This window comes from Mesorhizobium sp. P2_B11 (assembly GCF_056404855.1).
The window spans coordinates 400,217-422,297 of record NZ_JBFUDF010000001.1 but is presented as its reverse complement, the minus strand read 5'-3'; the positions used below and the strand labels follow the sequence as shown (position 1 = coordinate 422,297).

Sequence of the window (22,081 nt, the reverse complement as noted above, 5' to 3'; positions counted from 1 at the left end):
GGAGGCTGCAATGCATCAGGCATTTGGCGGCATCGATTTCGGCACGTCCAACTCCACGGTGGGTGTGATCCGGAACGGCCAGGCACGATTGGTGGCGCTGGAAGGGGAACAGCCGACATTGCCCAGTGCGGTGTTCTTCAACTTCGAGGACGGCCATACCTATTTCGGCCGCCGCGCGATTGCCGACTATACAGACGCCATCGAAGGCCGGCTGATGCGGTCGCTGAAAAGCGTGCTTGGCAGTTCGCTCGCGCATGAGAAGACGCGCATCAAGGCGCGCCAGATCGGCTTCATCGACATTGTCGGCATGTTCGTCGGCCATTTGAAGAAGCGGCTCGAGGAAGATGCCGGCGCTCCGGTGGAGAGCGTCGTGCTCGGCCGTCCCGTGCAGTTCGTCGACGACGATGCGGACGCCGATGCCAAGGCGCAAGGCGAGCTTGAAAAGGCGGCGCGCGCGCAAGGCTTCAAGCACATCGCCTTCCAGTTCGAACCGATCGCAGCCGCACTCGACTACGAACAGGGCGTGGCGCGCGAAGAGCTGGCGCTGATCGTCGACATGGGCGGCGGCACGTCCGACTTCTCGATCGTGCGGGTGTCGCCGCAGCGCGCGCGCTCAGGTGACCGCAAGGACGACATCCTGGCCAATCGCGGCGTCCACATCGGCGGCACCGATTTCGACCGGCTGCTCAGCATCGCCCATGTCATGCCCAAGCTCGGCTATTTGACCCCGACCAAGGACGGCAAGCGCAATTTGCCGGCGAGCTATTTCATCGACCTGGCGACGTGGCAACGCATCAACCTGGTCTACACCGCCAAGGCGATGACAGACCTCAGGCAGATCCGCTTCGAGGCCAAGCGCGCCGACCTGGTCGAGCGCTTCATCCACATTGTCGAACATCGCTACGGCCATGCGTTGGCCGGACTGGTCGAACGAGCCAAGATCGCACTGACGGATCAGGCTTCCGCCGACGTGACGGTGGCATTGCCCGACGTGCATTTTGCCGCCGAAATCACGCGGACCGGTCTGGAAGAGACGATTGCCGCCGACATCGAACGTGTATCCGCGACGGTGCGGCAGACGATCGCTGATGCCGGCGTGAGAGCGTCCGACATCACCGCCGTGTTCCTCACCGGCGGTTCGACCGCCATCCCGCTGGCGCGGCGGGAAATCCTGTCGCTGGTGCCGCAGGCCGCTGTCATCGAGGGCGACATGTTCGGCTCGGTAGGCCTTGGCCTGGCGCTGGATGCGCGGCGGAAGTTCAGCTAGTCGCCTTAACCTTTGTCTGAAGAGGCGCCGAGATGCGCCTTGAGCGCCATCTGCGCCAGGCTTGCCTGGCGGTCGCGGTGGGTGATCATGGCGAAGTCGCGCTTCGGCAATTCGAGCGGCACGGACCGCAGACTGCCCTCAGCCACGGCACGTCCGACGACGAGGTCCGAGATGATGGTGGCGCCGGCGCCGGCCTCGACCGCCTGGCGAACCGCCTCATTGCTCGGCAGCACCAGAAAAATCTGCAGGTCGGCGAGCGATATGCCTTCGCGCCGCGCCAGATCCTCCAGCACCTCGCGCGTGCCCGAACCGCCTTCGCGGATGATCCAGCGCAAACCCCTGATGTCGGGGCGGCCCGGGGCGATTTCGGCGATCTCGGGATGCGAGGCGGCGACGACCAGCATCAGCCTGTCGACGTCGACCTTGGTGCGGCGCAGGATGTCGGACTCGGTGCGCCCTTCGACCAGGCCGAGATCGGCGGTGCCATCCAGCACATTGGCCTCCACCTGCCTGGTGTTGCCGATGCTGACGCTGAGCCGCACCGCCGGGTAGGCCTCGTGGAAGGACGCCAGCCGGCGCGGCAGCCAGTAGCTGGCGATGGTCAGGCTGGCGGCGATCGAAAGACTGCCGGCGACCGTCTGCGAGACATGCTCCAGAACGTTGCGGGCGGCGGCGGCGCGCTCCAGCACCGCCTTGGCCTCCGGCAGGAAGCGATGACCGGTCTGGGCAAGCTCGATGTTGCGGCCGACCCGGTTGAACAGATGGACGCCGTGCTGCTCCTCAAGGGCGCGGATGGCGGCCGATGCCGCCGACTGGGAGATGCCCAAAAGCTCTGCCGCCTTGGTCATGTGGCCGCGTTCGGCGACGGCGACGAAGATGCGCAACTGGTCAAGGGTCATGCGAAGTTCAGCTTTTGATGCATGTCGTTATCTCAAAACCGGGACCACTTTTGAGCGACATGCATTAACAACCAATTCCGATCGAATTTACAAGAACAACTGATTAGACAGATCGATAGCTTTATTCTACTTTTTCAGGCGAAGTTAGAAAAAATTCGCCAACAGATCGCAGCCAACAAAATGATCGGGCGGTTCAAATCCCTGCTTGCGCATTGGACCCGTGGCCTCAGGCGGCGGCTGGCCGGCGACCGCTATCACCCTGAAGAACACTATATGCGCGGCCCAGGACCGAAGACGCGGGCCAAATTCGCGGGTAGCAAAAGCGCACCGCGATCATGAACCCAGCTGCGCCGCGCGGGGCCAATTCCGCACCGTCGCAACGGCCGCTTGCCGATACGCGCGCGCCGGATGAAGGCGACGGCGTCGACACTTCGCCCGCCGTCGCCGACAGCATCGCCAAGACCACCTGCTATATGTGCGCCTGCCGCTGCGGCATCGACGTGCACATCAAGGACGGCAAGGTGCGCTACATCAACGGCAACAAGGATCATCCGGTCAATCGCGGCGTGATCTGCGGCAAGGGCAGTTCCGGCATCATGCAGCACTACAGCCCGGCGCGGCTGAAGAAGCCGCTGTTGCGCAGCGGCCCGCGCGGCTCGGGCGAATTCCGCGAGATCGAATGGGAAGAAGCGTTTTCGATCGCGACCGAGCGGCTATCGAACATCCGTCGGACCGATCCCAAAAAGCTTGCATTCTTCACCGGGCGCGACCAGTCGCAATCGTTGACCGGCTGGTGGGCAAGCCAGTTCGGCACGCCGAACTTCGCCGCCCATGGCGGCTTCTGCTCGGTCAACATGGCGGCAGGCGGTCTGTATACGATCGGCGGCTCGTTCTGGGAGTTCGGCGAGCCCGATTGGGACAACACCAAATACTTCATGCTGTTCGGCGTCGCCGAGGACCATGATTCCAACCCGATCAAGATCGGGCTCGGCAAGCTCAAGGCGCGCGGCGCCAAGGTGGTGTCGATCAACCCCTGCCGCACCGGCTACAATGCGATCGCCGATGACTGGATCGGCATCAGGCCTGGCACCGACGGCCTGTTCGTCTTCGCGCTGATCCATGAACTGCTGAAAGCCGGCCGCGTCGATCTCGATTATTTGCTGCGCTACACCAACGCGCATGTGCTGGTTGTCCAGGAGCCGGGCGCCGCCGACGACGGGCTTTTCCTGCGCGACGGCAACAACAATCCTGTCGCCTGGGACAGGGTGGCGAAGACCTCCGTCAACGCAGCCGATCCGGACGCGAAGCCAGCGCTGACCGGCAGCTACACGGTCAACGGCCGTCGCTGCGTGCCGGTGTTCCAGCTTGTCGCCGACCGCTATATGGGCGAGAGCTACGCACCCGACGCGGTTGCGGCGCAGTGCGGCATCCCGGCCGACACGATTCGCCGGATCGCCGCCGAGCTTGCCCATGTCGCCTTCGAACAGACGATCGAGCTGCCGATTGCCTGGACCGACTGGGCCGGCCGCCGGCACGAGACGATCAAGGGGCGGCCGGTGTCGATGCATGCCATGCGCGGCATCTCGGCCCACTCCAACGGTTTTCACTCCTGCCGCGCCATCCACCTTCTGCAGGTGCTGCTTGGCACGGTGGATGTGCCCGGCGGCTTTCGTTTCAAGCCGCCCTACCCGCGCTCGGCGCCGCCGGGACCGAAGCCGTGCGGCAAGACGGTCAAGCCGATGACGCCGCTGGACGGCATGCCGCTCGGTTTCGTGTGCGGGCCGGACGATCTCCTGGTCGACGACGCCGGCACGCCCTTGCGCATCGACAAGGCCTATTCCTGGGACGCGCCGCTCGCCGCGCACGGGCTGATGCATACGGTCATCCGTAATGCCTGGGCCGGTGACCCGTACCCGATCGACACGCTATTAATGTACATGTCGAACATGGCGTGGAACTCCTCGATGAACACCGTCGAGACCATTGCGATGCTCACCGACCATGACGGAGCGGGCAACTACAAGATCCCCTTCATCATCTATTCGGACGCTTATTATTCCGAGACGGTGCCGTTTGCCGATCTGGTGCTGCCCGACACCACCTATCTCGAACGTCACGACTGCATCAGCCTGCTCGATCGGCCGATCAGCCATGCCGACGGACCGGGCGACGCCATTCGCCATCCCGTCGTCGCGCCCGACCGCGATGTCAGGCCATTCCAGTCGGTGCTCATCGAGCTCGGCGCGCGGCTTGGCCTGTCCTGCTTCGTCAACGATGATGGGTCCGCGAAATACCGCGACTATGCCGACTACATCGTCAATCACGAGCGCACGCCCGGCATCGGCCCGCTCGCCGGCTGGCGCGGCAAGGACGGCACGTCTGTCGGCAAGGGCGAGGTCAACCCCGACCAGCTGCAGCGCTACATCGACAATGGCGGCTTCTGGCACCAGGATTTTGCCGCCGACCAGCGCTATTACAAGATGGCCAACCGCTCCTATCTCGACTTCGCGGAGCAGTTGGGATTCATCCCCAAGGCCGAGCCGATCGTCTTCCAGCTCTATTCCGAGCCGATGCAGCGCTTTCGCCTCGCGGCGCGCGGCCATGGCAAGGTCCAGCCACCGGAGAGCGAGCGCGCCCGCATCGAGACCTATATGGACCCGCTGCCCTTCTGGTTCATGCCCTTCGAGGAGGCGGCCGTCGATCTCGCAAAATATCCGCTGCATGCGCTGACGCAGCGGCCGATGCACATGTATCATTCCTGGGGGTCGCAGAATGCGTGGCTCAGGCAAATCACCAGCCAGAACCGGCTGTTCGTGCATCACAGAAAAGCGGCTGACCTCGGCCTTGTCGATGATGACTGGGTGTGGATCGAAAGCATCAATGGCCGCGTGAAGGGGCAGATCAAGCTGGTCGATGGCGTCAATGCGGATACGGTGTGGACCTGGAACGCCATCGGCAAAAGGCGCGGCAGCTGGGGGCTGAAGGATGACGCCGCCGAGAGCAATCGCGGCTTCCTGCTCAACCACATCATCGGCGACCAGACTTCGGCCGGCGCCAACGGCAGACGCTACTCGAATTCCGATCCGGTGACCGGACAGGCGGCATGGTTTGATCTCAGGGTGCGCATCGTCAAATGCGCGGCCGACGAAGCCGGCTTCACCGAGCCGCAATTCGAGAAATTCCGGCAGCCACCGCGTTTCGAGCCCGCGCCCGACATACTTCGCTTCGGCGCGGAATTCCGCATCAACAGGGAGGCCGCGGAATGACCTGCCTTCCCGCGCAAACCGACAAGAAGCTCGGCCTGGTCATCGACCTCGACACCTGCGTCGGCTGCCAGGCCTGCGTCACCGCCTGCAAGGAGTGGAACACCGGCGGCCATATGGCGCCGCTGACCGACATCGACCCCTATGGCGGCGATGTCGACGGCGTCTGGTTCAACCGCGTGCACAGCTACGAGCACACCACCGAGGCGGGCGGGCGCACGGTCAACTTCCCGCGCTCCTGCCTGCATTGCGAGACGCCGGCCTGCGTCACCGTCTGCCCGACAGGTGCCTCCTACAAGCGGGCGTCGGACGGCATCGTGCTGATCGACGAAAGCAAATGCATCGGCTGCAAATTGTGCAGCTGGGCCTGCCCCTATGGCGCACGCGAGTTCGACACCGATGTCGGCGTGATGAAGAAATGCACGCTGTGCATCGACCGCATCTACAACGACAATCTGGCCGAGGAAGATCGTGTACCGGCCTGCGTTGCCGCCTGCCCGACCAGCGCCCGGCATTTCGGGGATCTCGGCGACCCCACCTCGGCGGTGTCGCAACTGGTGGCGGAGCGCGGCGGCGTCGACCTGATGCCGGAGATGGGCTACAAGCCGACCAACAAGTACCTGCCGCCGCGGGCCCATACGCAACGCGCCGCATCGGTGCCGGCGCCAAGGCTCGAGCCGGTCAAGGCCGAGGGCGGTTTCCTCGGCTGGGTCGACCGCATGCTTTCGAACTGACATCCATGCATCCTGCCCTCTCGGTCGTTTTCTTCACCACCGCCACCGGCGCCGGCTACGGCCTGCTGGCGCTGCTTGGCGTGCTTGGCGGACCGGGTTTTATCCCGACCGATTTCTGGCTCGGCCTCATCGGTTTGGGCCTGGCGCTCGGCCTGATCGCTGCCGGCCTGTTGTCGTCGACCGGCCATCTCGGCCGGCCCGAACGCGCATGGCGCGCCTTCTCGCAATGGCGCAGTTCATGGCTGTCGCGCGAAGGCGTGGCTTCGGTCGCCACCTTCATTCCGGCCGGGCTGTTCGGCATCGGCTGGGTGTTCCTTGGCCGCAGCGGCGGCTGGGTGGCTGTTGCCGGGTTGCTGGCCGCCATCGGCGCGGTCGTCACCGTCTGCACTACAGGGATGATCTACGCCTCACTAAGGCCGATCGCGCAATGGCACAGCCCCTATACGCTGCCCGGCTACCTCATCTTCTCGGCGATGACCGGCACAGTGCTGTTCAACGCGCTGCTGCAGGCTTTCGCCATCGGTTCAACCGCCCTTGCCGCCGCCGGTCTGCTGCTGACCTTGCTCGGCTGGGGTTGGAAGCTCGCGACATGGCGCTACAATGACGCGCTGGAGATCACCACCACCGCTAACACGGCGACGGGGCTTGCCGGCGGCACGGTGCGCTCGCTGGAGTGGCCGCATACCGAAGAAAACTATCTGCTCAAGGAAATGGGCTTTCGCATCGCCCGCAAGCACGCCGCCAAATTGCGAGGGATTACGCAGGTTCTGGCTTTCGCCCTGCCCGTCCTGCTTTTGCTTGCTGTTCTATTTGCCTTGCCCTGGCCGCTCGCGGCGGTGCTGTCGGTGCTTGCGGCAATCGCTCAGTTCGCCGGCATGCTGGTCGAGCGCTGGCTGTTCTTCGCCGAGGCCAAGCACACCGTGACGCTTTACTACGGCCGGTAGAGCGTCGTTACGCGGCCCGCGCCCGTGGCGCCGCCGGCAAGTCCTTCAGCAGGATTTCGATCGCGGCATCGACCACCGCAGTTCGCCGGTCGTGTGCATAGAGGCCGTACTGAACGATGAGCGGGTCGGGCACCGATGTCTTCAGCACGCGCATTGAACCGCTGCGCACGGATTCCGGCGGAAGCAACCCGACGCCCAGTCCGTTCTCGATCGCCGCCTGCAGGCCGGTGACGCTCTGGCACGACAAAACGATCCTGTGCTGCCGGCCGGACGCGACCAGCGCCTCGATCATCCGCCTGCGCCAGGGACAGGTCGCACCGAAGGCGACGAGATCGAGCGGCCGTTCCGGGTCCAGCACATAGTCGGTCGCGCAGACCCATTGCAGCTCGACATTCCAGGTCGTCAGCGCATCGGCCGCTAGGACGGATGTCGGGGCGATCATGACGTCCAGTGCATCCTCGCCCCAGAGCCGTCCGAGCGCGACACTGTGCTCGACAGCCGCATCGAGGCTGATGTCGGGATAGGTGCGATGCAGCCGCCCGAGCGCGGCCGACAGCGCGGCTGTCGTGACTTCCTCAGCGAGGCCTATGCGCACGCCGCCGCCGATACCAGCCTGCTGCAGACGTGCCACCGCTTCATCGCCAAGTGCCAGGATGCGGGTCGCGTAACCCAGAAAGATCTCTCCCTCCGCGGTCGGCACAACGCCGCGGCCGGTGCGCTGGAACAGGTGCCGCTGGAGCAGACCTTCGAGCCGGCGCATCTGCATGCTCAGCGACGATTGGGTTCTGCCCGTCTGCGCGGCGACCCTGCTTAGGCTGCCTTGCCGGCAGACCGCGACATAGGTGCGAAGAAGGTCGAGTCCGATCTGTTCAGATATCATTTTCTTTGAACTCTGATGTCATCGCTATCAGTCTACAATGATATCGTGCCGCACGCTATCTCCCCTGCACGAGAACAACGCAGGGACAAAACCATGAAAGCGATCCGTGTTCACCAGCATGGCGGGCCAGACGTGCTCACCTTCGAGGATGTCGATATTGGCCAGCCCGGACCGGGCGAGGTGCGCGTGCGCAACCGGGCGGTCGGCCTCAACTTCGTCGACATCTATTTCCGCACCGGCGAATACGCGCCGCCCGCCTTGCCGTTCATCCCCGGCAATGAAGGCGCAGGCGAAATCGTCGCCGTCGGCGAAGGTGTCAGCGGCTTTGCGCCTGGCGACCGCGTCGCCTATATCGAGACGCTCGGCGCCTATGCCGAGGAACGCATCGTGCCGGCGCATTTCGTCGTACATCTGCCCGACGCCATCGATTTCGAGACGGGTGCTGCGATGATGCTGAAAGGGCTGACGGCGCAATATCTCTTGCGCCGCACGTTTCGCGTCGAGGCGGGCCACACCATCCTCGTGCATGCCGCGGCAGGCGGCGTTGGCCTCATTCTGACGCAATGGGCAAAACATCTTGGCGCGACCGTCATCGGCACGGTCGGCTCGCCCGAAAAGGCCGAGCTCGCTCTGGCGAATGGCTGCGACCATGTTATCGACTACAGCAGGGAGGATTTCGCCGCGCGGGTGAAAGAGATCACCCATGGCGACGGCTGCCATGTCGTCTATGACGGCGTCGGCAAGGCGACCTTCCCGGCCTCGCTCGACTGCCTGCGGCCGTTCGGCACCTTCGTCAGCTACGGCACGGCGTCAGGATCGATCCCGCCCTTCGACATCATGCTTTTGATGCAGAAGGGATCGCTGTTCGCCACCTGGCAGCTGCTGTTTCATCATCTCGCCAAACGCGAGGACGTTATCGCCATGAGCGAGGATCTGTTCGATGTCGTCTTGAGCGGTGCGGTGAAAATACCGGTGCACACGCGCATGCCTCTCGCGGAAGTGGCCGAGGCGCATCGCCGGCTCGAGGCACGGCAGACGACTGGCGCGACGGTGCTTATTCCGTAGAACTCAACCCGGCCGCAGCATGGCATAGGACATGGCGAAGATGCGTTCGGCGCCGAGCATGTAGGCCATCAGCGTCTCGCGGCGGAACAGACCGGAATAGGCGCGGTCGAGCACGTTGAGCGAACCGGTATAGGCGCCGAAGGCCGGCATGATCATGCGGCCGCCATCGCCGGCAAAGCAGCGCCGCCGCACCGAGCGGCCGCGCTGGACGATGCGCGCACAAGGATGCAGATGGCCCGCGACTTCGCCCTCGGTTCTCACCTTGGACGGTTCGTGGCGGAACAGCAGCGAACCGATGGCGAGTTCGCGCACCGTCTCACCCGGCAGATCCGCCGGCGCTTCCGGGTCATGGTTGCCGGCGACCCAGAACCAGTCGCGGCCGGCCATCAGCGCTTCCAGCCGCTCGCGGAAGGATTGGTGCATGCGCTCGGCGGCGCCGCCATCGTGGAAGGAGTCGCCCAGGCTGATGACGATCGCCGGCTGGTAGTCGGCGATCACCGCCTGCAGCCTGAGCAAGGTGGCGCCGGTGTCGTAAGGCGGGATCAGCGCGCCGCGCCGGGCAAAGGACGAGCCTTTTTCCAGATGCAGGTCGGAGACGGCGAGCAGCCTGAGATCGGGGAAATAGAGCACGCCGCGGGGATCGCAGACCGCGCGCTCGCCGGCGATGCCGACCATGTCGGCCTCGGCGATCAGCGATGCGCGCGCCAGCGAAAAATTCATGTCACCTCAAACCCGGTTGGCCCGGCCCTCGGCCCCATCGCCTCTTCGACCAGATCGGCGGCTTCCATCAGCAGGGACTCGTTGGCGCCGCCATTGACCGACTCCTTGCCGATCTCCAGCATCACCGGCAGAGCCAGCGGCGAAATCTGGTCGAGATGCTTATGCATGATTCGACCGCGCACACGCGAGAGCATCTCGCCAAGTCTGCTGACATCGAGCAGTCCGGACGAGGCATCGGTGCGCGTCGCCTGCAGCAAGATGTGGTCGGGTTCGTGGCTGCGCAGCACGTCGTAGATCAGGTCGGCGGACACCGTCACCTGGCGGCCACTCTTCTCCTGGCCGGGAAAGCGCTTCTCGATCAGTCCGGCAATGACGGCGCAGGTGCGGAAGGTGCGCTTCAGCATCCAGCTGTCGTTGAGCCAGGCCTCGAGGTCGTCGCCCAGCATGTCTTCATCGAAGAGCTGGCCAAGCGACGGTTTCTTCGCCTTGAACAGAGCCGCCATGTCGTCGAGCGCCCATACGGCCAGCGAATAGTCGGTGGCGACGAAACCAAGCGGCCTGGCATTGGCCCGCTCCAGCCGGCGCGTCAGAAGCATGCCGAGCGTCTGGTGCGCCAGCCTGCCCTCGAACGGATAGGCGACCATGTAGTGGCGGTTGCCGCGCGGAAAGGTCTCGACCAGCAGATCGCCGCGCTTGGGCAGCACCGACTTTTCCTTCTGCAGCCTGAGCCAGTCTGCGACCTGCTCGGGCAGCGCCTGCCAGCGGTCGCTATCGGCCAGCATGCCGCGCACCTGCTCGGCCAGATAGGTCGACAGCGGAAACTTGCCGCCAGCATAGGAGGGCACGATGATGTTGGCGCCAGCGCCGTTCGACACGACGCATTCGTTCTCCCGGATGCCCTCGAAATGCAGCACCTTGCCGGCGAACAGGAAATTGTCGCCGGGACGCAGCGTCTCGGCGAAATACTCCTCGATCTTGCCCAGCACCGGTCCGCCGCGCCCGACCATGCCGCGGCCCTGCCGGACATAGCGGACGTTGAGCTCCGGCATCTCGACGATGGTGCCGACGTTCAGGCGATATTGCTGCGCGATGCGAGGGTTGGAGACGCGCCACAGCCCGTCTTTGGTCTTGCGAATGCGGGCGTAGCGCTCATAGTTCTTCAACGCATAGCCGCCGGTGGCGACGAAATCGACGACCCGGTCGAAGGTCTGGCGCTCCAGCCCGGCATAGGGCGCAGCGCTGCGCACCTCCTCGAACAGAAGATCGGCGTCGAAAGGCGCGCCGCAGGCGACGCCCAGCACATGCTGCGACAGCACATCGAGCGCGCCATTGATCAGCGGCGGCGTGTCCTGCGCGCCGAGATAGTTGGCGTCGAGGGCTGCCCGGCATTCCAGCACCTCGAAGCGGTTGGCCGGGATGAGGATCGCCTTCGACGGCTCGTCCATGCGGTGGTTGGCGCGGCCTATGCGCTGCGCCAGCCGGCTGGCGCCCTTGGGCGCACCGACATGCACGACCAGATCGACATCGCCCCAGTCGATGCCGAGGTCGAGCGTCGAGGTGGCGACGATGGCGCGCAGCGCATTGTCGGCCATCGCCTTCTCGACCCTCCGGCGCTGGCCGACATCGAGCGAGCCGTGATGCAGCGCGATCGGCAGCGAATCCTCGTTCGCCCGCCACAGCTCCTGGAACAAAAGCTCGGCCTGGCTGCGGGTGTTGACGAACAGCAGCGTCATGCGGTGCTTCTGGATCGCCTCGTAGATTTCGGGGATGGCATAGCGCGCCGAGTGGCCCGACCACGGCACACGCTCGCGTGAATCGAGAATGGAGATGTCGGGTTTGGCGCCGCCTGAGACGGTGATGAGCCCGGCCATCTCGCCGGGTGGATTTTGCCCCACCAGCCAGCGCCGCAATTCATCGGGCTCGGCGACCGTTGCCGACAGGCCGATGGTCTGCAGGCCGGGCACGTAGGTGCGCAGCCGCGCAAGGCCAAGCGCCAGAAGGTGGCCGCGTTTCGAAATCACCAGCGAATGCAATTCGTCGAGCACGACATAGCGCAGATCCTCGAAGAAGCGCCCGGCATCAGGCGCCGCGATCAGCAACGCGAGCTGCTCCGGGGTGGTCAGCAGGATATCGGGAGGCGCCAGCTTCTGGCGCTGGCGTTTGTGGGAAGGCGTGTCGCCGGTGCGCGTCTCGATGCTGACGGGCAGGCCTATCTCTTCCACCGGCTTGCCGAGATTGCGCTCGATGTCGACGGCCAGCGCCTTCAACGGCGAGATGTAGAGCGTGTGGATGCCACGATGCGCCTGGCCGGGTTTGCGCCTCGGACGGTTGGCCAGTTCGGTCAGCGACGGCAGGAAGCCGGCCAGCGTCTTGCCGGCCCCGGTCGGCGCGATCAGCAGCACCGACTGCCCGGCCTGGGCTCTCGCCAAAAGCTCGATCTGATGGGCGCGCGGCGACCAGCCTTTCTCGCCGAACCATTTGATGAATGGTTCGGGCAAGGCGACGGTGGCATTGTGTTCGGCAAGGCGCGGCTGCTCGGTCACGCGAAAGAGGTAGCGCGAGCGAGCGCGAACGCCAAGGAAAATCGGAACAAAAGGTGATCGGGGATAGCTTTCCTCGCCCCGTTTACGGGGAGAGGATGCCGGCAGGCAGGTGAGGGGCAGCGCTAACTTGTGAGGTTGTCGACGTCAGCGCCGCCCCTCATCCGCCCTTCGGGCACCTTCTCCCCGTAGAACGGGGAGAAGGAAGAAGCTTACGGCCTGCGAAACCCCGTCGGCCCGCCATAGAGATACCCGATCCGATCGATCGCCTCCTTCAGCCCCTCGCGCGAGACCAGCATGGTGTGGCCGTTGGCGTGGATCATCGTCTCGGCGTCCGTCATGATGGCGACATGGCCCTTCCAGAACACCAGGTCGCCGCGCTTGAGCCCGGTATAATCCGGGCCGGGATCGAGCGGTTCGCCCAGGCCTGCCGCCTGCATGTCGGAATCGCGCAGGACATTGCGGCCGACCATGCGCATGGCCAGTTGCACAAGGCCTGAACAGTCGATGCCGAAGCCCGACGTGCCGCCCCAGAGATAGGGCGTGCCGAGAAACATCTCGGCCACCGCGACATAGTCGCCGGCGACATCGTCGAGCGGGCTGAGATGCCCTGCGATCAACGCTTCTCCGGAGGGCAACAGCGCATAGTGGGTGCCGCGCGTTTCGGCAGCGCCCGTCACGGTGACCGTCGAGCCCATCGACAATTGGCCGGAGATCGGGAAGCGAAGATCGGCGCCCGGATAGAGGAAGGTGCGCGGCGCCGAGACGATGTGGGTTGGCGCATACTCGCGGGCGCCCAACATGGTGGCACCGACATAGCCGACATAGCCGTCGCGCTCAGCCTGGACCCAGGCCCAGCCTTCGGCTTCCTCGAAGACAAGCACGTCGTCACCAAACAGAATTTGCGTGTTGACGCCGGCGTCCGGGAGAGGCGCCTTGCGGATATCAGCCACGGAGGCCGTGATGCGCGCCGGACGGCCGGTGACGAAGCGATCGGCCGATACCTCGCCTTTCAGCCTGGCATCGGCGAGGTCGGAACGGAAGGCGTGGAGGCGGGCATCCCTGGCAGTCAAATTGTTAATCCAGCTATCGGTGATCGGTCAGATGGGCAGTTCGTTGGCCCGAGCAACGATACCATCGCCGAAGCGCTCGACAAAGAGTGCGCCTTCGACCGTGCGCCTGATCAGCACGTTGCGCTTGTCGAGTTCGTCGCGATGGCGCGACACCAGCTTCAGCGCGCCCATCGTATCGAGCGCGCGGGTGATGACCGGCTTGGTGACGTTGAGGCGGGCTGCCAGGCCGCGCACCGTGTGCGGCGGCGGGTCGAGATAGATGGTGAACAGAATCGCCGTCTGGCGCATGGTGAGATCGGGCGCGTCATCGCGCACCTGCGACAGCATCACCTGCTGCCACAGTCGCATCGCCTGGCTCGGACGCATCGAAATCGACATCGCCCGAGCATGACGGCAAATTGTTTCGGTTCCGTTTCAGTTTTGGAGCCGTGCGCCAGGCCTCACGACCTTACGCATAGCGGTTCGAAATGATCCGCTCCAGCGCACGGATGCCTTGCGCTTCACCGCCGGCAGGGCCGTAGGGGCGATCGGACGGGTTCCAGGCAAAGATGTCGAGATGCGCCCAGCCCTGAGTCCGTTCGACAAAGCGCTTGAGGAACAGCGCCGCGGTGACCGAACCGGCAAAGCCGTCGGTCGTGACGTTGTTGATGTCGGCGATCTTCGAGGCCAGCCTGGCATCGTAGGGCCGCCACAGCGGCATGCGCCACAACGGATCCTCGACGGCAACGGAGGCCGCCGCCAGTTCGGACGCTAACGCTTCGTCGCCGGTGTAGAAAGGCGGCAGGTCCGGCCCGAGTGCGACACGCGCGGCACCGGTCAGAGTCGCCATGTCGATCAACAGTTCAGGCTCCTCGTCGTCGGCCAGCGCCAGCGCATCGGCGAGCACCAGCCGCCCTTCGGCGTCGGTGTTGCCGATCTCGACAGTGATGCCCTTGCGGCTGGTCAGAACGTCCCCAGGACGGAAAGCGTTGCCGGCAATCGAATTCTCGACGGCCGGGATAAGGACGCGCAGCCGGACCTTCAGCCCGGCGGCCATGATCATCGAGGCAAGACCCAGCACATTGGCGGCTCCGCCCATGTCCTTCTTCATCAACAGCATGCCCGACGATGGCTTGATGTCGAGGCCGCCAGTGTCGAAACAGACGCCCTTGCCGACCAGCGTCACCTTCGGTGCGCCTTCCGGTCCCCAAATCATGTCGATCAGGCGCGGCGCGCCGACCGAGGCGCGGCCGACCGCATGGATCATCGGAAAATTCTGCTTCAGCAGATCGTCGCCCTTGATCACCGATACTTCGGCGTTGTGTGCGGCAGCCAAGTTCCGCACCGCCTTCTCCAGCTCGTCCGGCCCCATGTCGCTGGTCGGCGTATTGACCAGATCGCGTGTCAGAAAGACGCCATCGGCGATGCGGCGGACACGGCCCGGATCGGCGCCGGACGGCAGCGCAAAGCGCAATGCCTTGCCTGGTTTCTTGCCGTAACGGGTGAAGACATAGCCGCCGAGCATCAAGGCGATGGCCGCGAGCTCCGGCTCGGCATGCGCCGTGACGAGGTGCCAGTCGCCTTGCGGCAGGGCTCTCGCCAGCGCCCCGATGGCCAGCGCGCCCTCGCCGTCACCGATACCGAACAAGGCGCCGGCAAGCGCACCGCTTTCGCCGGGCAGGACGAGCGTCCGGCCGGCCTCGCCGGAAAAGCCGTTGGCGGCCGCCCAGGCGATCGTGGAGGGCGAAAGCCCCAGGGCGTCCAGGCCATCCCTCGCAACCAGATGGACGGGCAAGGCCGTGTTTAGTGTCTCGACGAGTTCGACAGGCATTCGATGGTCTCCGGCGCAGGCTTGCAAGTCATCCCCAGTCACCTGACAGGGACGTCGAATGATTTCAACATCTATGCACAGAGGCCAGGCATAGGAAAATGCCAAGCCAATGGGCTTCCGGCGGGTAGCGTTCCGATCGCAACGGGCCGCTTTTTAACACTCCGTTAGGGTTAACAGAATATTTCTGGGGGAATGAAGACGGCCACGCAATGGCCGCGCGCAGGAATGGAGAGCCCCGTGCCGATGCCGACCAACCGCAGGATGAACGTCACGGGCAAACGGTTGGTCACCACGGCATTGCTGATGGCGCTCGCCGCCGGCGTCGCCGGGTGCGGAACCAGCAAGCTCACGACCGGCTCGATCGGACGCAGCAGCGGCAAACCGCTGGAAACCATGTCGGCCAGCGAGCTGCACAGCGCAACCGGGCGACTCGGCGAATCCTACGCAAAGAACCCCAACGACAAGCGGCTGGCGATGAATTATGCGGCGGCGTTGCAGATGGATGGCGATGCCGACCAGTCGCTTGCCGTGATGCGCAAGCTGGCGATCGCCTACCCCAAGGATCGCGATGTACTCGCCGCCTATGGCAAGGCACTCGCCGCCAACGGCCAGTTCGAGTCCGCGCTCGACGCGGTGCGCCGCGCGCAGACGCCGGAATATCCGGACTGGCGGCTGATGTCTGCGGAGGCCGCCATCCTCGACCAGATCGGCCAGAAAGATGAAGCGCGCCAGGATTACCGCAAGGCGCTCGATCTCAAGCCGAACGAACCCTCGATCCTCTCCAATCTCGGCATGTCCTATGTGCTGGAAGGCGATCTGCGCACCGCCGAGACCTATATGCGCACGGCCGCCCAGCAACCGAACGCCGACAGCCGGGTGCGCCAGAATCTGGCGCTGGTCGTCGGCCTGCAAGGCCGCTTCGACGAGGCCGAGAAGATCGCCTCGCAGGAGCTTTCGCCCGAACAAGCGCAAGCCAATGTAGCCTACCTTCGCCAGATGCTTGCCCAGCAGAACGCCTGGAGCCAGCTCAAGGATCAGGACAAGGGCAAGCCCGCGACCAACTGAGCGCCGAACACATCTCCGCGCAGCGCAAGATCCATCCACGTCAAAGCTGAAAAACCAAGAGCCGCATTGCCCTAGCAACGCGGCTCTTTCGTATGGCTGCAACGAAGCCTACTGGCTTGACGAATTGTGCTGGTCGCCGAAGATGCCGCGCTGGCTGACCTGCATGCCGGCTGGTCCGAGAATGATGGCGAACAAGACCGGCAGGAAGAACAGGATCATCGGCACGGTGAGCTTCGGCGGCAAGGCCGCGGCCTTCTTCTCGGCGGCATTCATGCGCATGTCGCGACTTTCCGAGGCCAGCACGCGCAATGCATGCGCCACGGGCGTGCCGTAGCGTTCGGCCTGGACGAGCGCCTGGGACACTGACTTCACAGATTCCAGGCCGGTACGAGCCGCCAAGTTTTCATAAGCAACCTTGCGCTCCTGCAGATAGGAGAGCTCGGCATTGGTCAGCACGAATTCTTCCGCCAACGCCACGGACTGCGAACCGATCTCCTCGGCGACCTTGCGCAAGGCAGCCTCAACCGACATGCCGGACTCAACGCAGATCAGCATCAGGTCGAGCGCATCCGGCCACGCCTGCTGGATCGACTGCTTGCGCTTGGCGGCACGGTTGTTGACGTAAAGGATTGGCGCGTAGAAACCGGCATAGGCGACAAGGATGCAGACGAACAGTTTCACGAAAGCCGGCCGGTCCGGCAACCCGCCGAGCACGAACAGATAGATCGCCGCCAGCGCGAAACCTACAAAAGGCAGGATCAGGCGGAAAAACAGGAATCGCGTCAGCGGATTCTGGCCGCGAAAGCCCGCCACTTTGAGCTTCTGCAGCGTGCCTTCATCGGCCAGCGCACGCCGCAGGTCCAGCCTGTCGACGATGTTGCGCATGCCGATCGACTGTTCCTCGCGCAGACCCTTGCGGCGGCGATCGGCTTCGCTGGCCAGCCGTGCGCGCTGCTTGGCGCGCAGCTCGTCCCGCTCCAGCGCCACCGATTTCATGCGTGCCTTGAGCTGGTTGCCGCCCAGGGCCGGCAGCAGCGTGAAGACGGTTGCGAACACCGCGATGCCGACCAGCAACGCGATCAGGAAGGCAGGATCGGTCAGCGATTTGACGACGTGGTCTGTCATTCGTTTAGTCTTTTCGTTCGAGCTTTCCGAAGTCGGGCCTAGACCTCAAAGTTCATCATCTTGCGCATCACCAGAATGCCGATCGACATCCAGACACCGGAACAGCCGAGGATCAGATTGCCGGTGCTGGTGGTGAACAACGGCATGATGTAATTCGGGCTCGACAGGTAGACGAGAAGGGCAACGACAAAAGGCAGCGCGCCGATAATGACGGCCGACGCCTTCGCTTCCATGGACAGCGCCTGGACCTTGGCCTTCATCTTCTTGCGATCGCGAAGCACGCGTGAAAGGTTGCCCAGCGCCTCGGAGAGGTTGCCGCCGGCCTGCGACTGGATCTGGATGACGATGCCGAAGAAGCTTGCCTCGCTGCACGGCATGGTTTCGGCCATGCGCAAGGTGGCATCGGGGATGGACATGCCAACCTGCTGTGAATCGACGATGCGGCGGAACTCGGTCTTGACCGGCTCCGGCGATTCATTGGCGATCAGGCGAATGGCGTCGTTAAGTGGCAGGCCGGATTTGACGGCGCGCACGATGATGTCGAGAGCGTTGGGAAATTCGTTGAGGAACGCCTTGACCCGGCGCGTGCGGCGAAACGAGACGAACCAGCGCGGCAGGCCAAGCGCGCCGGCCAGCAGCGCGCCTGGCAGGACCAGCAGCGGCGCGCCGGCGAAATAGGCAAGCGCCGTCAGCGCGATGCCGCACATGACGGAGTAGATATAGAAACGCTCTATCGAGACCTGCATGCCGGCCTGGCGGATCTGTGCCTTCAGCGGCGGCTTCTTGACAACGCGCTCGGTGGTCTTCTGCTTTTCATCCAGTTGTTTCAGCGAATCCTGAACGGATTTGCGCCGCTTGGCCGCCTCTGCGACACGGTCGCGCGAAGCCTTGACGACCGAACGATCGGTCTCGGCGGCCTTGATCGTCTCAAGCCGCTTGCCGGCCTGCTTCTCGTTGTTCATCCGGGTGAACAGGAAGGCATAGGCGATCGCGCCGGCGCTGAAGCCGGCGAGCACGATGAACGCCAGTACGGTGGTGTCAATTCCGAACATCAATCTCGGTCCCCACGCCTCCAGATGCGTCAGTCAGCGCGTTTCTCCATCGATTCCAGCGCATTGGCGAGGCGCTGTTCCTCGCCATAGTAGCGGGCGCGATCCCAGAAATGCGGACGGCCGATGCCGGTCGACACATGTTCGCCAAGCAGCCTTCCGTTCGCGTCCTCGCCCTTGATGTTATAGAGCACGATATCCTGCGTGATGATGACGTCGCCTTCCATGCCGATCACCTCGGTGATGTGGGTGATGCGGCGCGACCCGTCGCGAAGGCGTGCTGCCTGGATGATGACATCGATGGAGCCGACGACGATTTCGCGCACGGTCTTCTGCGGCAGCGAATAGCCACCCATGGCRATCATCGATTCGATACGGTTCAGGCATTCGCGCGGGCTGTTGGAGTGGATCGTTCCCATCGAACCGTCATGGCCGGTGTTCATCGCCTGCAGAAGGTCGAAAACCTCCGGTCCGCGCACTTCGCCGACGATGATGCGTTCGGGCCGCATGCGCAGGCAGTTCTTGACCAGGTCGCGCATAGTCACCTCGCCTTCGCCCTCGAGATTGGGCGGGCGGGTTTCGAGACGCACCACATGCGGCTGCTGCAGTTGCAGCTCGGCCGAGTCCTCGCAGGTGATGACGCGTTCCTCGCGGTCGATATAGTTGGTCAGGCAGTTGAGCAGCGTCGTCTTGCCGGAGCCGGTACCGCCGGAAATGACGATGTTGCAGCGGACGCGGCCGATGATCTTGAGGATTTCTGCGCCTTGCGGCGAGATGGCGCCGAACTTGACAAGCTGATCGAGCGTCAGCTTGTCCTTTTTGAACTTGCGGATGGTGAGCGCGGTGCCGTCGATGGACAGCGGCGGGGCGATGACGTTGACGCGGGAACCGTCTGGCAGGCGGGCGTCGCAGATCGGGCTCGATTCGTCGACGCGGCGGCCAACCTGGCTGACGATGCGCTGGCAGATATTGAGCAGCTGCTGATTGTCGCGGAAGCGAATGCCGGTCTGTTCGACCTTGCCGTTGACTTCGATGTAAACGTTCTTGGAGCCGTTGACCATGATGTCGGCGATATCGTCGCGGGCGAGCAACGGCTCCAGCGGGCCGTAGCCAAGCACATCGTTGCAGATGTCTTCGAGCAGCTCTTCCTGCTCGGCAATCGACATTGCGAAGTTTTTGATGGCGATGATGTCGTTGACGATATCGCGGATTTCCTCGCGCGCGCTCTCGGGATCGAGCTTGGCGAGCTGCGACAGGTCGATGGTGTCGATGAGCGCGGAGAAGACCTGGCTCTTGGTGTCGTAGTAGGTCTCGCTGCGTTCGCGCTGGACCTTTCTTGCCGGCTCAGGCGCCATCGGCGGCGCCTCAACGGCACGGCGAGCGGGCGGCATTGCCGGCGCAGCAGGCGGCGCTGCCGGCCGAGCAAGAACAGCCGTGTCGGCAGGCGTTGCAGCCCCCGGCGCCGCGGGCGGCGGTGCTGGCTGGCGGAATTCCGGGATGGACCGGCCGCCGTCGTCGGAGCCTCTTTTACCAAACATGATCGACTACCAATTCCGCTTGAGAAGCGTCATTTCTTGTTACGCGAGAGCTTGCCGAGCAGGCCGCCAAGGCCTGCCTTCTTCTTGGCTTTGATTTCGCTGCGACCGGTCAGCACATGCGCGATTTCATTGATCATACCGACGACCGGGCTCTTGGCATCCATCTCGCCCAGCATGCGACCGTTGTTGGCGGCGTTCCCAAACAGCAACGGGTCGAAGGCGATAACCGACATCGGCGTCAGGCTGAGCGGTTCGGCAAAGTCGGAAGCGGAGATCTCGGGACGTTTCGGCACCCCGGCCTGGTTGATGATGAGCTTCGGCGGCGGATCGTTCGGGCGAAGCCGGTTCAGCATATCGACCAGGTTCTTTGTGTTGCGCAGATTGGCCAGTTCCGGTGTCGCCGTGATGACGATCTCGTCGGCCTTCATCAGTGTGTTCTTGGTCCAGCCGGTCCAGATATGAGGGACGTCGAGCACCAGCAGCGGCACACTGCGCTGCGCGGTGTCGATGAGTTGCGTGAAGGCCTCGGGATCAAAGTCGTAGACCCGCTCCAGAGTGGAGGGGGCCGCAAGCAACGACAGATGCTCGGCGCACTGGGCAAGCAGCCGGTCGAGATAGACCTCGTCGATGCGTTCGGGTGAAAACACGGCCTCGGCGATGCCTTGCGCCGGGTCCTGGTCGAAATTTATGTTGGCCGTCCCGAAAGCCAGGTCGAGATCGGCGACAACCACTTCCGACTTGAACAGCGATGACATCGCCCACGCCACATTGTGGGCGATGGTCGAGGAGCCGACACCGCCCTTGGCGCCGATGAAAGCGATCGAGCGGCCGATCGGCTCGGCTTCCGGATCGACGAAGATCGACGACACCACGGAGACGACATCGGCCATCGACACCGGCGCGATGACATATTCGGAAATACCGAAGCGGATGAGTTCGCGGTAAAGCCCGACATCGTTGTAGTGGCCGATCACCACGACTTTCGAGGAGGGATCGCAATATTCGGAAAGCTGGGCAAGCTGTTCCAGCAGCTGCTTCGGTTCGCTGCGCGATTCCAGCAGGATCAGGTTCGGCGTCGGCGCAGACTGGTAGAATTCGATCGCCGTGGCGATGCCGCCCATATGCACTTTCAGATGCGCCTTGGCCATGCGGCGGTCCTCGCCGGCCCGCTCCACCGGATGCGCGACACCTTCCGTCTCGCAAAATGCCTGGATCGAGATACGCGGGACCGGCCGCAGCGCCTGCATCGCGGCAATATCTGATTGCGCGCTGTCGCCGCCGTCTACGGGCGTTTCGTAGGCAAGATTGCTCATCGTCATGCTCTTTCCGTGACTTCTCTTTCCGGTCCTTACGCGGGACTGGCGCTCCTAGTACGTCACTTCCGAATTGCCGAGGAACTCGTCCGAAATACCTCTGCCGCGATAGACGTCGATCACCGCACCGCGGTTCTCGGCGTCGATATCGGTCGGCTTTCTTGGCCCGAGCAGATCGGCCGGATTGGCGAGTTGCGCGGCGAGGTTGTTCTGAGACGAGCAGCCGTAATCGGCGTAGTGCTTGTTTTCCGAGGTCTCCAGAATGTCTTCGGGCCAGCGCCCGCATTTGTCGGTCTGGGCTCTCACCGAAATATAGGAGACGCGGATAGGCGCCGAGGCTTCGGGGACGACCGACTGATAGGAGGTTACGACGATCCGGTCCCGCTTGATGCCGCTGGCAATCGCCAGCCTGGCGAAATCGCGCGCCGCGGCAGTCGCTGCCACCTCGTTGGCCGAACCGATCGGGGTTGCGATCGTCAGCGCCGGGGCAGCGCTCCTGTCGTAGCCGTCGAGGAAGCCCAGAAGCGTGTCGCGCTGCGAGCCGGTCATGCCGCGATCACCGGCGCCGACCGGAAGGTCGATCTTCTGGTTCTTCTCGGCAATCACGATCGGATGGGTGGTGCGATAGTCATCGGGGATTGCACCAACCGTGATGCTGTCGCGCTTGGCGCAACCGGCGAGCGAGGCCGCGATCGCGATCGCCAGGATCGGTATTGCCGAGCGGCGAATCCGGGCACCACCGGACCGCACTGTTGCGGCGACCGCCATTGCCTTCGATGCTGACTGAGACATGTCC

General features: G+C 64.0%; 18 protein-coding genes. 6 read left to right on the top strand and 12 right to left on the bottom strand.

The window, feature by feature from the left end; translation table 11 throughout:
- The first annotated feature begins 10 nt into the window (after nucleotides 1-10).
- A complete protein-coding gene (locus AC1DYJ_RS01905; protein WP_477279492.1) occupies nucleotides 11-1,267 on the top strand; it encodes an Hsp70 family protein in 1,257 nt (418 codons plus the stop codon).
- A gap of 5 nt (nucleotides 1,268-1,272) precedes the next feature.
- On the opposite strand, the gene AC1DYJ_RS01900 is transcribed toward AC1DYJ_RS01905, so the two are convergent.
- Nucleotides 1,273-2,166, bottom strand: a complete 894-nt coding sequence (locus tag AC1DYJ_RS01900) for a LysR substrate-binding domain-containing protein (protein WP_477279490.1) — start codon at nucleotides 2,164-2,166, stop codon at nucleotides 1,273-1,275.
- Nucleotides 2,167-2,501: 335 nt separating this feature from the next.
- Between AC1DYJ_RS01900 and AC1DYJ_RS01895 the strand changes: the two genes are divergently transcribed.
- The 3 genes from AC1DYJ_RS01895 to AC1DYJ_RS01885 are packed head-to-tail and all read left to right on the top strand — an operon-like array spanning nucleotide 2,502 to nucleotide 7,107.
- Nucleotides 2,502-5,432, top strand: a complete 2,931-nt coding sequence (locus AC1DYJ_RS01895) for a molybdopterin oxidoreductase family protein (protein ID WP_477279488.1) — start codon at nucleotides 2,502-2,504, stop codon at nucleotides 5,430-5,432.
- Entirely contained in the window at nucleotides 5,429-6,163 is a 735-nt protein-coding gene (locus AC1DYJ_RS01890) for a 4Fe-4S dicluster domain-containing protein (RefSeq protein WP_477279486.1), read from the top strand. The genes AC1DYJ_RS01895 and AC1DYJ_RS01890 overlap by 4 nt, the downstream gene beginning before the upstream one ends.
- A 5-nt stretch (nucleotides 6,164-6,168) precedes the next feature.
- Nucleotides 6,169-7,107 carry a dimethyl sulfoxide reductase anchor subunit family protein gene (locus tag AC1DYJ_RS01885; protein ID WP_477279484.1) on the top strand — a complete coding sequence of 313 codons (939 nt, stop codon included), beginning with the start codon at nucleotides 6,169-6,171 and terminating at the stop codon, nucleotides 7,105-7,107.
- Nucleotides 7,108-7,114: 7 nt separating this feature from the next.
- On the opposite strand, the gene AC1DYJ_RS01880 is transcribed toward AC1DYJ_RS01885, so the two are convergent.
- A complete protein-coding gene (locus AC1DYJ_RS01880) occupies nucleotides 7,115-7,987 on the bottom strand; it encodes a LysR substrate-binding domain-containing protein (protein ID WP_477279482.1) in 873 nt (290 codons plus the stop codon).
- A gap of 93 nt (nucleotides 7,988-8,080) precedes the next feature.
- On the opposite strand from AC1DYJ_RS01880, the gene AC1DYJ_RS01875 reads away from it, so the two are divergent.
- Nucleotides 8,081-9,052, top strand: a complete 972-nt coding sequence (locus tag AC1DYJ_RS01875) for a quinone oxidoreductase family protein (protein WP_477279480.1) — start codon at nucleotides 8,081-8,083, stop codon at nucleotides 9,050-9,052.
- A 3-nt stretch (nucleotides 9,053-9,055) separates the two neighbouring features.
- Here AC1DYJ_RS01875 and pdeM read toward each other — a convergent pair whose 3' ends face one another.
- The 5 genes from pdeM to AC1DYJ_RS01850 all read right to left on the bottom strand — a co-directional run bounded on the left by pdeM (nucleotide 9,056) and on the right by AC1DYJ_RS01850 (nucleotide 15,195).
- Nucleotides 9,056-9,772, bottom strand: a complete 717-nt coding sequence (gene pdeM, locus AC1DYJ_RS01870; RefSeq protein WP_477279478.1) for a ligase-associated DNA damage response endonuclease PdeM — start codon at nucleotides 9,770-9,772, stop codon at nucleotides 9,056-9,058.
- On the bottom strand, nucleotides 9,769-12,315 hold the full coding sequence (locus AC1DYJ_RS01865; protein ID WP_477279476.1) for a ligase-associated DNA damage response DEXH box helicase: 2,547 nt from the start codon (nucleotides 12,313-12,315) through the stop codon (nucleotides 9,769-9,771). Before AC1DYJ_RS01865 ends, pdeM begins: the two co-directional genes overlap by 4 nt.
- 209 nt (nucleotides 12,316-12,524) lie before the next feature.
- Nucleotides 12,525-13,385 carry a C40 family peptidase gene (locus AC1DYJ_RS01860; protein WP_477279474.1) on the bottom strand — a complete coding sequence of 287 codons (861 nt, stop codon included), beginning with the start codon at nucleotides 13,383-13,385 and terminating at the stop codon, nucleotides 12,525-12,527.
- A gap of 27 nt (nucleotides 13,386-13,412) precedes the next feature.
- Nucleotides 13,413-13,763, bottom strand: a complete 351-nt coding sequence (locus tag AC1DYJ_RS01855; protein ID WP_477279472.1) for a MarR family winged helix-turn-helix transcriptional regulator — start codon at nucleotides 13,761-13,763, stop codon at nucleotides 13,413-13,415.
- Between the two features lie 70 nt (nucleotides 13,764-13,833).
- Nucleotides 13,834-15,195 (bottom strand): leucyl aminopeptidase family protein, encoded by a 1,362-nt coding sequence (locus tag AC1DYJ_RS01850; protein ID WP_477279470.1) that lies wholly within the window; start codon nucleotides 15,193-15,195, stop codon nucleotides 13,834-13,836.
- A 243-nt stretch (nucleotides 15,196-15,438) separates the two neighbouring features.
- On the opposite strand from AC1DYJ_RS01850, the gene AC1DYJ_RS01845 reads away from it, so the two are divergent.
- A complete protein-coding gene (locus AC1DYJ_RS01845) occupies nucleotides 15,439-16,260 on the top strand; it encodes a tetratricopeptide repeat protein (RefSeq protein ID WP_477280192.1) in 822 nt (273 codons plus the stop codon).
- A 108-nt stretch (nucleotides 16,261-16,368) separates the two neighbouring features.
- On the opposite strand, the gene AC1DYJ_RS01840 is transcribed toward AC1DYJ_RS01845, so the two are convergent.
- Genes AC1DYJ_RS01840 through AC1DYJ_RS01820 form a run of 5 tightly spaced genes read right to left on the bottom strand, consistent with a single transcriptional unit; the run spans nucleotide 16,369 to nucleotide 22,077 of the window.
- Nucleotides 16,369-17,385, bottom strand: a complete 1,017-nt coding sequence (locus tag AC1DYJ_RS01840; protein WP_477279468.1) for a type II secretion system F family protein — start codon at nucleotides 17,383-17,385, stop codon at nucleotides 16,369-16,371.
- 38 nt (nucleotides 17,386-17,423) lie between these two features.
- Nucleotides 17,424-18,437, bottom strand: coding sequence for a type II secretion system F family protein (locus AC1DYJ_RS01835; protein WP_477279466.1), 1,014 nt, complete (start codon nucleotides 18,435-18,437; stop codon nucleotides 17,424-17,426).
- Between the two features lie 29 nt (nucleotides 18,438-18,466).
- Complete coding sequence (locus AC1DYJ_RS01830) at nucleotides 18,467-19,972, bottom strand: CpaF family protein (protein ID WP_477279464.1); 1,506 nt, start codon at nucleotides 19,970-19,972, stop codon at nucleotides 18,467-18,469.
- A gap of 29 nt (nucleotides 19,973-20,001) precedes the next feature.
- The gene (locus AC1DYJ_RS01825; protein WP_477280191.1) at nucleotides 20,002-21,285 is read right to left on the bottom strand and encodes a CpaE/TadZ family protein; all 1,284 of its coding nucleotides are present in this window, start codon (nucleotides 21,283-21,285) and stop codon (nucleotides 20,002-20,004) included.
- 54 nt (nucleotides 21,286-21,339) lie between these two features.
- Nucleotides 21,340-22,077 carry a CpaD family pilus assembly protein gene (locus AC1DYJ_RS01820; RefSeq protein ID WP_477279462.1) on the bottom strand — a complete coding sequence of 246 codons (738 nt, stop codon included), beginning with the start codon at nucleotides 22,075-22,077 and terminating at the stop codon, nucleotides 21,340-21,342.
- Nucleotides 22,078-22,081: the final 4 nt, after the last annotated feature.

Coding starts and splice junctions, on each gene's coding strand:
- AC1DYJ_RS01890 (WP_477279486.1), top strand. CDS start 5,429: ATGACCTGCCTTCCCGCGCAAACCGACAAGAAGCTCGGCCTGGTCATC.
- AC1DYJ_RS01885 (WP_477279484.1), top strand. CDS start 6,169: ATGCATCCTGCCCTCTCGGTCGTTTTCTTCACCACCGCCACCGGCGCC.
- AC1DYJ_RS01835 (WP_477279466.1), bottom strand. CDS start 18,437: ATGTTCGGAATTGACACCACCGTACTGGCGTTCATCGTGCTCGCCGGC.
- pdeM (WP_477279478.1), bottom strand. CDS start 9,772: ATGAATTTTTCGCTGGCGCGCGCATCGCTGATCGCCGAGGCCGACATG.
- AC1DYJ_RS01855 (WP_477279472.1), bottom strand. CDS start 13,763: ATGTCGATTTCGATGCGTCCGAGCCAGGCGATGCGACTGTGGCAGCAG.
- AC1DYJ_RS01900 (WP_477279490.1), bottom strand. CDS start 2,166: ATGACCCTTGACCAGTTGCGCATCTTCGTCGCCGTCGCCGAACGCGGC.
- AC1DYJ_RS01895 (WP_477279488.1), top strand. CDS start 2,502: ATGAACCCAGCTGCGCCGCGCGGGGCCAATTCCGCACCGTCGCAACGG.
- AC1DYJ_RS01825 (WP_477280191.1), bottom strand. CDS start 21,285: ATGAGCAATCTTGCCTACGAAACGCCCGTAGACGGCGGCGACAGCGCG.
- AC1DYJ_RS01820 (WP_477279462.1), bottom strand. CDS start 22,077: ATGTCTCAGTCAGCATCGAAGGCAATGGCGGTCGCCGCAACAGTGCGG.
- AC1DYJ_RS01905 (WP_477279492.1), top strand. CDS start 11: ATGCATCAGGCATTTGGCGGCATCGATTTCGGCACGTCCAACTCCACG.
- AC1DYJ_RS01875 (WP_477279480.1), top strand. CDS start 8,081: ATGAAAGCGATCCGTGTTCACCAGCATGGCGGGCCAGACGTGCTCACC.
- AC1DYJ_RS01880 (WP_477279482.1), bottom strand. CDS start 7,987: ATGATATCTGAACAGATCGGACTCGACCTTCTTCGCACCTATGTCGCG.
- AC1DYJ_RS01850 (WP_477279470.1), bottom strand. CDS start 15,195: ATGCCTGTCGAACTCGTCGAGACACTAAACACGGCCTTGCCCGTCCAT.
- AC1DYJ_RS01840 (WP_477279468.1), bottom strand. CDS start 17,385: ATGACAGACCACGTCGTCAAATCGCTGACCGATCCTGCCTTCCTGATC.
- AC1DYJ_RS01845 (WP_477280192.1), top strand. CDS start 15,439: ATGCCGACCAACCGCAGGATGAACGTCACGGGCAAACGGTTGGTCACC.